The sequence below is a fragment of the Protofrankia sp. CiP1_Cm_nod1 genome (assembly GCF_920888515.1).
GTDB lineage: Bacteria > Actinomycetota > Actinomycetes > Frankiales > Frankiaceae > Protofrankia.
In genome coordinates this window covers 17,952-30,723 of sequence record NZ_CAKKTM010000196.1, presented here as the reverse complement: position 1 = coordinate 30,723, position 12,772 = coordinate 17,952, and the positions used below count along the sequence as shown (strand labels likewise).

Genomic DNA, 12,772 nt, shown 5'->3' with positions numbered 1-12,772 from the left:
GTACTAAAGCGGAAACTAAAGTTCCGCTAGTGCTGCGACCGCTGACGTCGGGCTGGTTCAGGAAATGTGATTCTTGTGACCTGGACGCCGTCGCCGGGCTGTCGCACAATGACGCGCCTCGAAGACCCAGGAGCGTGGGACCGGCCTGCGCCGACCGCCGAGTGTTGGTGTTAGTGCTGGTGCTGACAGCGGAATTAGTGCCGTCCAAGGATCGCCCCACAGGATGTGGGACGCGGTTTCACCGGTTTCACCGGCCACGGCCGATGACGAACGGAGACGACGGATGGACAGCATCGAGGACCTGGTCGCGCTCGTCCGCGACGAACTGGGCCTGCCGGTGTCGACCACCGACACCGGCAGGGAACTCGACGAGATACCCGGCTGGGACTCGGTGCACCTGCTCACCCTCGCGACCATCCTGGAACGGACGACCGGGCAGCGGCTGTCCCTGCCGGACGTCCTGGAGGCGACGAGTCTGGAGCGGCTCTACGCGCTGACCACCGGCCGGTAGAGCACCACCGTACCGGGTTCCACCGGGTTCCACCGGGTTTCAGCGCGTTCCACCGGTCCGCTGAGCCCAGCGGGGTTCACCCGGGCCCAGCGGATTTCATTGGCGCCGGACCACATCGGGCGGCGCTGGTGCCCGCGTCCCGCGGTTCACCGGATCCGCGTCGGGGCTTCGACAGCCTGCGTCGGGGCTTCGACAGTGGGCGCAAGCCGTCCACCGACCGGACGGGCACCGCCGCCACGAACCAGCGCCGGCCGGGAATTGCCGGGACGGACGGTTACACCCACGCGTTTCCGTGGCCTGTCACGGCCCCGTTCCGGCGGATTACCGGCGGAGCGACCACGGCAAAGACCGTATGACGTTCCCTGAGCCGCGTCCGGATGCCGGTGCGCACCGGTCGCGGTGGCGTACAGGAAAACTTTAGAGCGGACCGGAATCTTGGCAAGAATGACAGAGGTAGCCAACGGCACACGGGCCGGCGTCAGCATCGGGGTCGGCGTCAGCATCCCCGAGCAGGACGTCCGCGATCCTCGCCGCAGACTGTCCCACCTGTTCGATCCCGACTCGTTCACATCGTTCCCCGCCACCGGCAGCGGCCGCGTGCTCGCCGGGCGTGGCCGGATCAACGGCATTCCGGTCATCGGCTACTGCACGGACGGCAGCCGGATGGGCGGGGCGCTCGGCGCCGAGGGTTCCAGGCACGTCGTGGCCGCCATCGACGAGGCGGTCCGCACCGCAAGCCCGGTCATCGGGCTGTGGCACTCCGGTGGGGCGAGCCTCGCCGAGGGTGTCGAAGCGCTCGACGGCATCGGCCAGATCTTCGCCGCCATGATCCACGCATCCGGCCGGGTACCGCAGATCTCGGTGGTGCTCGGGCCGGCCGCCGGCGGTGCGGCGTACGGGCCGGCGCTGACCGACGTCGTGATCATGGCGCCGGCCGGTCGCGTGTTCGTGACCGGCCCCGACGTCGTGCGCAGCGTGACCGGAGAACAGATCGACATGGAGGGGCTCGGCGGCGCCGACGCGCACGGCCGCCGCTCCGGTGTCGTCCACGTGCTGGCCCGTTCCGAGCGGGACGCCTACCAGCGGGCCCGCCGGATCGCCTCCCTGCTCGCCGACCCGGGCCGTTTCGACCTTGGTGTCGGCCGGGGCCTGGCCGCCGCCCTCCCCGGGCCCAGGACCGAGCCCGGCGCCGACGAGATCAGCGCCACCATGGAGGTCGGCACCATCGAGGTCGGCGCCAGTACGCTCAGTGTCAGCGGCCCCGGCACCGGCACGGTCGGCACCGCCGAGGTGGGTGCCAGCGACGCCGGTGAGGATCTGCGGGCGCTGCTGCCGGACCGGCCGCGGCGGGCCTACGACGTCCGGCCGCTGGTGCGCCGGCTCGTCGACGACGACCCCACCGGCGACGGTTTCGAGGAGCTGCAGCCCCGCTGGGCGCCCAACATCGTCGTCGGGCTCGGCCGTCTCTACGGCCACAGCGTCGGCGTCATCGCGAACAACCCACTGTGCAAGGGCGGCTGCCTGGACTCGCTGAGCGCCGAGAAGGCCGCCCGGTTCGTCCGCATGTGCGACTCCTTCGGTATCCCGCTGGTCGTGGTCGTCGACGTTCCCGGCTACCTGCCGGGCGTCCGCCAGGAATGGGACGGGGTGGTGCGCCGCGGCGCCAAACTGCTCTACGCGTTCGCGGAGGCCACGGTGCCGCGCGTCACGCTCGTCACCCGGAAGTCCTTCGGCGGGGCGTACATCGCGATGAACTCCCGCTCGCTGGGCGCCACCGCCGTCCTGGCCTGGCCCGAGGCGGAGGTCGCCGTCATGGGCGCCGAGGCTGCGGTCGGCATCCTGCACCGCCGGGCCCTGGCCGCGGTGTCCGACGACGAGCGGCCGGCGCTGCTCGCCCGGCTCGTCGACGACCACGCCCGCACCGCCGGCGGGGTCGACCGGGGGCTGGCCCTCGGTGTCATCGACGCCGTCATCGATCCCGCCGACACCCGCCGGCGCATCGCGCAGGTCCTCGCCGACGCGCCCGCCCGCCGCGGCCGCCACGGCAACATCCCCTTGTGACGGCCTCCCGGTAATGATCCCCTTGTTACCGCCCCTGGCCACCGAGGTGGCAGCGGTGTGGTTCGGTGGTGTGGGCGAAGCCGTGACCACCGGATACAGGTGCTCCGGGCTGAAACAAACGGGTGCCCCGGGCTGGTAGCAGCGACGGCCGCGAGTTCAATGGGGGTATGGCAGTAGTCGGCTGGGTGGCGTTCGGAATTCTCCTGTTGGTGTGCGTGGTGGCGCTGTACGACGTCCTGCAGCGTCGGCACTCGATCCTGCGCACCTTTCCCGTCATCGGGCATCTGCGCTTCCTGCTGGAGGATGTCGGCCCGGAGCTGCGCCAGTACATCGTGACCGGCAACGACGAGGAGCGGCCGTTCAGCCGCGACCAGCGCCGATGGGTGTACGCCACGGCCAAACGGGCCAACGCCAGCTTCGGCTTCGGCACCGACAACGACCTGGAGCTGTCGGCGAACTACCTCATCGTCAAACCGGCGGTCTTCCCGCTGCCGGCGCCCGCACCCGACGACGACCGGCTGGAATGCCGCAAGGTGCTCGGTGCGGCGCGCGGCCGGGCCCGCGCGTTCCGGCCGGCATCGGTGGTCAACATCTCGGGGATGAGCTTCGGCGCGCTGAGCGCACCGGCGGTCGCCGCCCTGAACAAGGGGGCCGCCATCGCCGGCTGCCTGCACAACACCGGCGAAGGAGGCATCTCCGAACACCACCTACACGGCGGTGACCTGGTCTTCCAGATCGGCACGGGCTATTTCGGCTGCCGCACACCCGACGGCCGGTTCAGCCTCGAACGCCTGGTGGAGCTTGTCGACCGGCACCCGATCCGCGCGGTGGAGATCAAACTCAGTCAGGGGGCGAAACCCGGCCTCGGCGGCGTCCTGCCCGCGGCGAAGGTCACGCCCGAGATCGCCCGCATCCGGGGGGTGCCGGCCGGGCAGACCTGCGTCAGCCCGTCCACCCATTCGGCGTTCAGCGACGTGGACAGCCTGCTCGACACCGTCGAGGAGATCGCCGCGGCGACCGGGCTACCGGTCGGGATCAAGTCGGCCGTGGGCGAGCTGGGCTTCTGGGAGGACCTCGCCAACCGGATGGTGACCACCGGCCGTGGGGTCGACTTCATCACCATCGACGGGGGCGAGGGCGGCACCGGCGCGGCACCGCTGGCCTTCAGCGACCATGTCGCGCTCCCGTTCAAGCTCGGCTTCAGCCGGGTCCACGCCATCTTCGCCACCGCCGGGCTCGACGAGCGGACCGTCTTCGTCGGCTCGGCGAAGCTCGGCTTCCCCGAGACCGCGCTGCTGGCCATGGCCATGGGCTGCGACCTGGTCAACGTCGGCCGGGAGGCGATGCTGGCCCTGGGCTGCATCCAGGCGCAGCGCTGCCACACCGGCCACTGCCCCACCGGGGTGGCCACCCAGTCCCGCTGGCTGACCCGCGGGCTCGACCCCCAGGACAAGGCGGCCCGGGTCGCCAACTACGTCAGCGGGCTGCGGCACGACCTGCTGCGGCTCGCGCACGCCTGCGCCGTCAGCCACCCGGCCCTGGTCACCCTCGGCTCCTTCGAGATCCTCGACGGCCACTTCGGCTCCCGGCCCGCCAGCGAGGTCTTCGACACCACCGGCGCCCGCGGCCCGAAAAAGCCGGACGGCCGGGTGGTGTGACGACGCGGCTCGGGCGATCACTCCAGCAATCGCTCCAGGGGGACGCGGCTGGTGACGCGGACTGCCGCCCGGCTGCCACGGCGGCTCTGGCGGTCTTGGCGGGGACAAGTCCGCCAAGCGGGACTCAGCCGCCGAGCGGGCCCCATTTGTCGAGCGGGGCTCAGTCGTCCACCAGGATGGCCTGGTGCAGTTCGCGTACGGCGCGGCCCGGCTCAAGGCCGAGTTCGGCGACAATGGTGTGCCGGGCGCGCTGGTAGACCTGCAGCGCGGCGGCCCGCCGGCCGCTGCGGTGCAGGGCCAGCATGAGCTGGCGATAGAACACCTCGTGCAGCGGATATTCGGTGACCAGATTCCGCAGGAGACCGACCAGTTCCCGGTGCCGGCCGAGCCGGAAGTCGCATTCGACCAGATTCTCGTAGCACTCCAGCCGCAGTTCGTCGAGCCAGGCGACGAAACCGTCGACGATCTCGCCCCCGCGCTGGTCCTCCAGGACCCGGCCACGCCACAGCTCCAGCCCGCTGGTCAGGAAGGTGGAGGCCGACTCGTAGTCACTCACCCGGAATGCCGCCCGCCCGTCGTCGAGCAGCCGCAGGAACTCCAGCAGATCCAGCTCGTCCGGGCCGACGCGCATGAGATAGCCCGGTGAACGGGTCACCAGGCCGGAGCAGTCCCGGCCGTTGGCGGCGAGGAACTTGCGCAGCTGCGAAACATAGACGTGCAGGCCCGCGACGGCCCGGCGCGGAGGTGAGTAACCCCACAGTTCCGCGACGAGCTGTTCCGTCGAGACCACCTCGTTCGCCTTTATGAGGAGAACCGCCAGAAGAGTCGCCACCTTCCGCGCGTTGATGGACGCCACCCGATCGTTCTCAATTATCCGCAACGGGCCCAGCAACTGGAACATGGGATCAGACCTCCGCAGACGAGTGGATTTCGCCGGCCGCAGCCGGCTGGCCCCCGTTCCGCCCAGTCTCACATACTCATCCACTCCCGGCATCGGAGGAACCCCATATCCGTTCACGAATTCTCGGCCTGGAAGTGGTAACGGAGGACACATTGTTTCTTATTCATGCCTGGAATTCTGCGCCGTGTGACGTCGCCGAGGCGGGTGCGCGGTGCCAGCCGGGCCAGGGCCGCCGGGGAGGGGACCTGCGGGCGTGCGGCGGGCATGGGGTCAGAGGCGGCCCGGTGGTCCGTGCGCCGAGGTTCAGCTCGTCGGCGATCTCCTTGTTCTTCCGGCTCCTTGTTCTTCCGGCCGGTGCCAGCGACGTACACGATCTCGCGTTCACGGCCGGTGCGGGAGGCAAGCGGCGGGTACGCCGGCCCGTCCGCGGGCCGGAAGAGAAGATCACCGGGCATCGTGGTGAAAATTCCCCAATTCCACACCCGTTCGGCACACGGAGGAAAGGATCCACGGCATGGGTCCGCCGTTGAAAGGGGCCGGATTATCGGCGGGCGTCGCGGGGGCGGCTCGGCGGCAGGAGGAGATATGCCGCTGGACAGGAGGCGCTCACCACCGTGCCGAAGTCGACGTGGCGACGCCGGAACAGATTTGCGGCCTGCGGCTCCGGGGCGGCGTACGAATGGCCGGCATTACACCGGCGGGAACGGGCTGTGGCGCCGTACCTCATTCGCCGCGTCCTCCCAGCCAGCCCGGTGTGTCGACGTCCGCACCGTACCGGTGTGACACTCCAGTTTGCAAGAGCCGAGTAAGTCAGAAATCCATTACACCGGGTAGCCGGAGGCCGGTGGCAATGACCGACATCAGCGCCTCCAGCTGGCCGGCGCGCTCCGGTGCCTGCTCCCGGACCCAGGCGATGGCGCTGACCAGGGCGATCACCTCGTCGACCCCGATGTCCGCGCGGACCTCCCCGGCCCGCTGGGCCCGGGTGAGCAGCGCCGCGGCGGCGTCGTCCACGTTCCGGCAGGAGTGGTGCAGCGCGGACCGCGCGTCGCGGGGCCCGCTGAGCAGCGCGGCGGCAACACCACGATAGGTAGCCACGTACGCCACCAGATCGGACAGCCAGGTGATCAGGGCGGTACCCGGGGCATCCGACTCGAGCAGCCGGTCCGCCTCCGCGCAGATGGCGGCGGTGCGGTCGTGCACCAGCGCCTCCAGCAGCGCCTCCCGGCTGGCGAAGTGCCGGAACAGCGTGCCGATGCCGACACCCGCGCGCCGGGCCACCTCGTTGAGGGATATCTCGTCGTCCTGGCTGGTCATGGCCTCCCTGGCCACGGCGAGGATCCGCTCCCGGTTGCGCCGTGCGTGGGAGCGCATCGGCCGTCCGGGGGCCTGCGTCAGGTCACTCATACGCCCCGCCACCCATGCGAAACCTCCCTGGTTCGACCAGACTCCTTCGCTGAGCCTATGAACTGCGGCCCGCACAGGCGGCGGGTTCGCCTCCGACGGCCTCCTCCGGAGCCGCTGCCGCCTGACGCCCGGACCGGCCAGTGGTTACCGTCCGCATTTACCTGACACTGACATGACGGACGGTAGGCTCAACATTGACTGCTTGTAGATAAATAATTGTTTTACTCGACGCATCCGGGCAGACCGGGTGAGAGCCGACCGGAATTCTGGGCGCCATAACTTCCGTGTCAGTGGTGACGCGATGATGCGGCGGTCCGCCGTGACGCCGATCCAGGTGTCCGGTACCGGGCCGGGACCAGGCTCGGCCAGCCGCTGGGCCAGCCCGTCGGTGCCCCGGTCCAGGCCACGGCGACGGCCTGCCTCAGCAAGTACCCCCGCCAGCGCGGCCAGCGGACCGGCCTTCACGGTGACGAACGGCTCCGGGCCGGCGACCGATATACTGACACCGCGGTGAGCTTCGGAGAAGGGTGAAGGCGTCCGCCCCGGCTGCGGTCTTCCAGGCGCCCAACACCATGTTTGAACTCGTCCGGTCGACGGCCTGAGCCGAGCACCGGTAGGAAACGATGGCCCGGAGTTTTGCCGGAACGCTTTTCACATCCGGCCGCTGGGAGGCGTACACGGGTATGAATGCCCGCAGCGAGGAAAACCAGTGACGCGTACCCCGGCCGAGCCTGCGGCGGGTACATCGGTCGAGCCGGTGGAGAGCACGGTAGCCGAGCTGCTCGCCAACAGGGGTGCGTCAAGCCGCCTGCCGCTGGCGGAACCGGAACCGCTTCCCGGCACCGGGACACTGGACATGCGCAACCTGGAGGCATGTGACCCGGTGTCGGGCCTGCGGGTGCCGGTCCGCCGCTATGCGCCCCGCGGCCAGACGTCCGCGTTGCCGGCGGTGCTCTACATTCATGGCGGCGGCTGGGTGATCGGCAGCATCGACATGGTGCACTTCCTGGTCGCGCCGCTGGCCGTCACGCTGGACGCGGTCGTGATTTCGGTGGGTTACCGGCTCGCGCCCGAGCACCCGTTCCCCGCCGCGTTCGACGACTGCCTCGCCGTCCTGCGCTGGATGGCCGCCGAATCAGCCGAGCTCGGCATCGATCCCACCCGGATCGCGCTGAGCGGGGTGAGCGCGGGCGGGACGCTGGCCACCGGGGTGGCTCTCGCGGCACGCGACCACGGCGGCCCCGCGATCCGCCTGCTGCACCTGGTCACGCCTTCGCTGGACGACCGGGCCGACACCGCCTCGATGCGCAGGCGGTGGGGGCCGGAGCACCTCAGCCCACGGCTGGCGCGGGAGTGCTGGGCCGCCTATCTGCGTGATGTCGCGGGCGACGTGCCCGCGGTCGCCGCCCCGGCCCGGGCGGGCGACCTCGCCGGCCTGCCGCCCACCTTCATCGCGGCCGGTGAGCTCGACGCGGTCCGTGACGAGGCCCTGTTGTTCGCCTTCCGCCTGATCCAGGCCGGCGTCCCGGTCGAGCTGCACCACTATCCGGGTGCCACGCACGGCCTTGGCGGTGATGTCGGGCCGGGCCTGCGTCAGCGGATCACGCAGACCGTGCCGGCCGTCCTGCGGGAAGCGCTCTTCCAGGCCTGACCGCGCCGGCGGCCCCGGGCCGGGAGGAGGCCCGGGGCGTGCCCCAGCGCCGGCCGGGTTCGGCCGGCCGGGCCTCAGCTGGCCGTGTCGGCTGTCGCCGGGGTGGCCGGGACCGCGTCGACGGCCGCCGGGGCCCGGCCGCGGCCGGGGCCGAACCAGAACCCCAGGGACACCAGGATGCCGATGACCGCCGGCACGGTGAGCCAGGTGAAGACCCGGGCGAAGTGGTCCACCGCGCTGCCGGTGCCCTGGGTGAACGGCAGCAGGAACACGGCGATGCCGATCAGGCCGCCGACGGTGATGGCCACCTGCACGATCCCGGCGGTGATACCGGTGTCCTGCGGGCCGGCGCTGGAGAGGATGACGACGTTGAACGGGACGATGGCCAGGCCGACGCCGATCCCGATGACGATGATCTGTGGCAGTACCGAGGAGGCGTAGCCGGCGCCGTCGTCCACCTGGCTGAGCCAGGCCACGCCGGCCGTGACCACCGCGAGTCCCGCCACGCCCCGGCCCTTGAGACTGATCGAGCTGGCCAGCTTGGTGATCAGCGAGGCGCTGAGCAGGATCGAGATGGCGAAGGGCAGCAGCCCGAGCCCGGTCCGCACCGGGCTCAGACCGAGCACGGCATGCAGGTACTGGGCCAGGAAGAACAGGAAGCTGCCCAGCACCGCGGCCAGCAGCGTGAGGTTGAGAAAGCCGCCGAGCCGGTCCCGGTGGGCGAAGATCCGGCCTGGCAGCAGCGGCTCGGCGGAACGGGAGTCCACCACCGGCAGGAGCGCGAACAGCACGACGGCGGCCGCCAGCGAGACGATCGTCCCCGCGTCCCGCCAGCCGCTGTCGGCCGCGTGGACCAGGCCGTACACACCGCCGGTCAGTGCCGCGGTCACCAGGGCCGCGCTGGGGATGCCCAGCGAACGCTGGTTGCGGACGGCGTCGTGGGTCCCGAGTACGCGCAGGGCGACGACAAGGATCAGCGTGGCTACCGGGACGTTCACCAGGATGCTCCACCGCCAGCTGCCGGCCGAGGTCAGCAGCCCGCCGAACACCATGCCGGATGCCGAGCCGAGCGCGGTGACGGTGGAGTAGAGGCCGAACGCCCGCTGCCTGCGCTCCCCCTCGGACAGGATGGTCAGCAGCGCCAGCGCGCTGGGGCCGGCCAGCGCCGCCCCGGCTCCCTGCAGCACCCGGCCGGCGAGCAGCACCGCGACGTCCTGCGCGAGACCGGCGACCAGCGAGGCGACGGCCACCAGGCCGATACCGAAGAGGAACACCCGGCGGTAGCCGAACACGTCCCCGAGTCGTCCGGCGACGAGGAGCAGCGCGCCGAAGGCGAGATAGAACCCGTTGAGGATCCAGGCGCCGGTGGTGATGCCGGCGTCGAAGCGGGCCTGGATCTGCGGCAGCGCCACGTTCACGACCGTGCCGTCCAGCTGCAGCAGGTACTCGGCACCGACGATCGCGGCGAGCACGAGCCCCCATGCCCTGGGCGGACCACCACCCGTCGTGGTCGTACTGGAACCGGTTTCGGTGCTCACGATGCCTCCTGGAGCGGACGGGGATTATTTTGAGGGTGGCTCACCTTACGAGTTCGGCCTGATAATATGAGCCAGCCTCGACTTGTCAAGCCGGAGGTCTCCGATGGGGGATAGCGCCGTGGGGATAGCGCCGTGGGGGACAGAGCCCTGGGGGACAGAGCCCTGGGGGACAGAGCCCTGGGGGACAGAGCCGTGGGGGACAGAGCGGTGAGCGAGCAGCCCCCGAAGGAACGGCCCGCTCCCGCCGGCAGGGCACGCCGGGCGGACGCCCGGCGCAACCACGAAGCGATCATGCACACGGCGCGCGAGGCCTTCGAGGCCGGGGGCTCCGCGGCGCCTCTGGAGGAGATCGCCGCCCGGGCGGGGGTCGCCATCGGCACCCTGTACGGGCACTTCCCCACCCGGGAGTCGCTGATCGAGGCCGCGACCAGGGACGGCCTCGACGCACTGATCGCGTTCGCCGACGAGGCCGCCGTGACCGGCGACCCCCTGGCCGCCCTGCGGGACTGGACGGCGCAGGCGGTGCGGTACTGCAGCACCTTCCGCGGGCTGATGGGGCTGCTGACGCGCAGCCGGCACGGCGAGGGCGCCCTGTCCGGCTCGTGCACCGACATGTACCAGTGCGGCGCCGGCCTGCTGCGCTCGGCGCAGGCCGCCGGGCGGGTACGGCCGGGCTTCACCGCCGAGGACCTGTTCGGCGTCATCAGCGCCGCCGCCTGGGTGCGGGAGCGCTCGCCCGCCGGCCGGGACGGCAGCACCCGGATGCTGGAGCTGTTGCTGGACGCCGCTGTCACTGACAGTGCCGGACAGACTGGCCCGGATGGTTCTGCTTCGGCCCAAGGCCCGCTTTAGAGCCCTGCTGCCACAATCCATTCCGTCCGAGCCTCTTGGCTGGTGGAAGCGTGAGGGAGCGCGATTGTGTCGGTGGGGCCACATGGGCATACGGCTGAGAACAGCGCCCGGGAACCGCGTCCTGGCGCACAGCCGGTGACCGTCGGCTACCCCTGAGCGGACGCCGGCAACACCGCACAGACACCGGTGGGAAGGACCACGGGCAGCACAGGCACCAGCGGCCCGCACTCGCCGTCGAACTCCGCCCGGCACCAGCCGGCCCGGCCATGCGCACGAAACCGGCCGTACCAGCCCGGACCGTCCGACGGAATTTCCGGGTACGACATTTTCCGAACACGCCACCAGGCCCGGAAATGCCTCGACGTATTTTTTCGACGAAACGGAGTTCCCATGCATTCCCGCAGGAGTTTTCTCACCCTTTCGGTGGGCTCGCTGGCCGTGTTCGGCCTGGGCTCAGGCCTGGTGGCCTGCGGGGAGGACTCCTCGCCGAGCGGGACCGGCGGGACGCCGAAGAGCGGCGGCAGCATCACTTTCGCCACCACCGCCGAGCCCGACAGCTGGGACCTGCACGTCTCGGTCTCCACGCTGTCGTCGTTGATCCTGCGCGCCGTGTACGACTCGCTGGTGTACCAGAAGACGGACGGCACCTTCGAGCCGTGGCTGGCGAAATCCTGGGAGATCTCCGACGACGGCCTGCGGTACACGTTCCAGCTGCGCGACGACGTCACCTTCCACGACGGGACCCCGTTCAACGCCGAGGCGGTGAAGGCCAACTTCGACCACATCGTGGATCCGGCGACGAAGTCCCGGAACTCCAAGACCCTGCTCGGCCCCTACGACCGGACCGAGGTCACCGGCGACTTCAGCGTGGTCGTGCACCTGAAGTCACCGCACTCGCCGCTGCTCGGCGCGTTGAGCAGCCCATACCTGAGCTTCCACTCGCCCGCCGTGCTGCGCGCCAACCCGGCCGACATCACCTCGGGCGGCAAGTTCCTGGTGAGCACCGGGCCGTTCGTGTCCTCGTCGCTCACCCCGGGGCAGAACGCCGTGTTCACCCGCCGCCCGGGCTACCGCTGGGCGCCGGCGTCGGCGTCGCACCCCGGGGAGGCCTACCTCGACCAGTATGTCGTGCAGTTCCTCGCCGACGACGCCGCCCGGGTCGGCGCGCTGACCTCGGGGCAGCTCGACGTGGCCGACCAGATCCCCGCCACCAGGCTCGCGCAGCTGCGCACCCAGCCGAGCATCAAGCTGGTCAGCCGCGAGACCGTCGGGTCACCGTTCACCTATTCGCTGAACACCACCAGGGCCCCGTTCGACAACCGGGACGTGCGCGTCGCGTTCCAGTCCGCCGTCGACACCGAGGCGATCACACAGGGCCTCTTCCAGGGTGTCTACAGCAGCGGCCGGTCCGTGCTGACCTCGTCCACCCCGGGCTACGACAAGTCGGTGGAGGGGATCTGGGGCTACGACAGGAACCGCGCGATCAGCCTGCTGGAGAAGGCCGGCTTCACCGCGACCGACAGCGAGGGCTACCGGGCTCGTGACGGGCGGCGGCTGAGCGTGACGCTGGCCTTTGCCGCCTCCTTCACCAGCGAGGAGCAGCGCAACTACCACACGGCGTTGAAGGACGCGGTCAAGCAGGTCGGTTTCGAGGTCGTCCTGCGCCCGCTGGACACCCCGTCGATCGTGCAGGCGTTTGCCACGGGCGACTACCACCTGGGATCCGGCTCGCCGTCGGCGATCGACGGCTCGATACTGCGCACGCTGTTCTACTCCAGCCAGTTGCCGGGCGTCGGCGGGGCGAACGCCGCCAGGGTCAACGACCCGGAGGTCGACGGCTGGTTGGACGAGGCGCTGCGCACGCGCGACGTGGCGGGCCAGAACGTGCTGTACGGCAAGGTGCAGCACAAGGTCCTCGCCGAGGCGTACGTGCTGCCGACCTTCGTGTCGAAGCGCACCTACGGCGTGCAGGAGCGGGTGCAGGGCTTCGCGCTGGGAGCGGGGAACCTGCCGACGCTGTCGGAGGTCTGGGTGAGCTGACGCCCGTGGCCGCCGGCCGGCCCGCGACCGCTCGCGCTGATACCGGACGCGAGCGGTCACAGGCCGGCCGGCCTCACTCAAGGATCGCTTTAGAACCTGCTGCCAGCATCCGTACGGTACCCGTGGTGTGTCCCGCGAGAGACGGAGGAACGC

The 12,772-nt window shown here is 70.6% G+C and carries 9 protein-coding genes; 6 read left to right on the top strand and 3 right to left on the bottom strand.

The annotated features are described in order from the left end of the window. Nucleotides 1-283: 283 nt before the first annotated feature. From NBX02_RS09170 to NBX02_RS09160, 3 genes are all read left to right on the top strand, one after another. Complete coding sequence (locus NBX02_RS09170) at nucleotides 284-511, top strand: acyl carrier protein (RefSeq protein WP_250282495.1); 228 nt, start codon at nucleotides 284-286, stop codon at nucleotides 509-511. Nucleotides 512-955: 444 nt separating this feature from the next. Then, nucleotides 956-2,572 carry a carboxyl transferase domain-containing protein gene (locus NBX02_RS09165; RefSeq protein ID WP_250282493.1) on the top strand — a complete coding sequence of 539 codons (1,617 nt, stop codon included), beginning with the start codon at nucleotides 956-958 and terminating at the stop codon, nucleotides 2,570-2,572. Nucleotides 2,573-2,739: 167 nt separating this feature from the next. Beyond that, on the top strand, nucleotides 2,740-4,230 hold the full coding sequence (locus NBX02_RS09160; protein WP_250282491.1) for an FMN-binding glutamate synthase family protein: 1,491 nt from the start codon (nucleotides 2,740-2,742) through the stop codon (nucleotides 4,228-4,230). A 160-nt stretch (nucleotides 4,231-4,390) separates the two neighbouring features. Here the strand turns inward: NBX02_RS09160 and NBX02_RS09155 are convergent, their stop codons facing one another. Both NBX02_RS09155 and NBX02_RS09150 read right to left on the bottom strand, forming a co-directional pair. Continuing rightward, nucleotides 4,391-5,131, bottom strand: a complete 741-nt coding sequence (locus NBX02_RS09155) for an AfsR/SARP family transcriptional regulator (protein ID WP_250282489.1) — start codon at nucleotides 5,129-5,131, stop codon at nucleotides 4,391-4,393. Between the two features lie 810 nt (nucleotides 5,132-5,941). Further along, complete coding sequence (locus tag NBX02_RS09150; RefSeq protein ID WP_250282487.1) at nucleotides 5,942-6,538, bottom strand: TetR/AcrR family transcriptional regulator; 597 nt, start codon at nucleotides 6,536-6,538, stop codon at nucleotides 5,942-5,944. Between the two features lie 709 nt (nucleotides 6,539-7,247). On the opposite strand from NBX02_RS09150, the gene NBX02_RS09145 reads away from it, so the two are divergent. After that, nucleotides 7,248-8,189, top strand: a complete 942-nt coding sequence (locus NBX02_RS09145; RefSeq protein ID WP_250282484.1) for an alpha/beta hydrolase — start codon at nucleotides 7,248-7,250, stop codon at nucleotides 8,187-8,189. 74 nt (nucleotides 8,190-8,263) lie between these two features. On the opposite strand, the gene NBX02_RS09140 is transcribed toward NBX02_RS09145, so the two are convergent. Continuing rightward, nucleotides 8,264-9,727 (bottom strand): MFS transporter, encoded by a 1,464-nt coding sequence (locus tag NBX02_RS09140; protein WP_250282483.1) that lies wholly within the window; start codon nucleotides 9,725-9,727, stop codon nucleotides 8,264-8,266. A gap of 207 nt (nucleotides 9,728-9,934) precedes the next feature. Between NBX02_RS09140 and NBX02_RS09135 the strand changes: the two genes are divergently transcribed. Then, entirely contained in the window at nucleotides 9,935-10,579 is a 645-nt protein-coding gene (locus NBX02_RS09135) for a TetR/AcrR family transcriptional regulator (RefSeq protein WP_250282482.1), read from the top strand. A 390-nt stretch (nucleotides 10,580-10,969) separates the two neighbouring features. Next, a complete protein-coding gene (locus NBX02_RS09130; RefSeq protein WP_250282480.1) occupies nucleotides 10,970-12,619 on the top strand; it encodes an ABC transporter substrate-binding protein in 1,650 nt (549 codons plus the stop codon). Nucleotides 12,620-12,772: the final 153 nt, after the last annotated feature.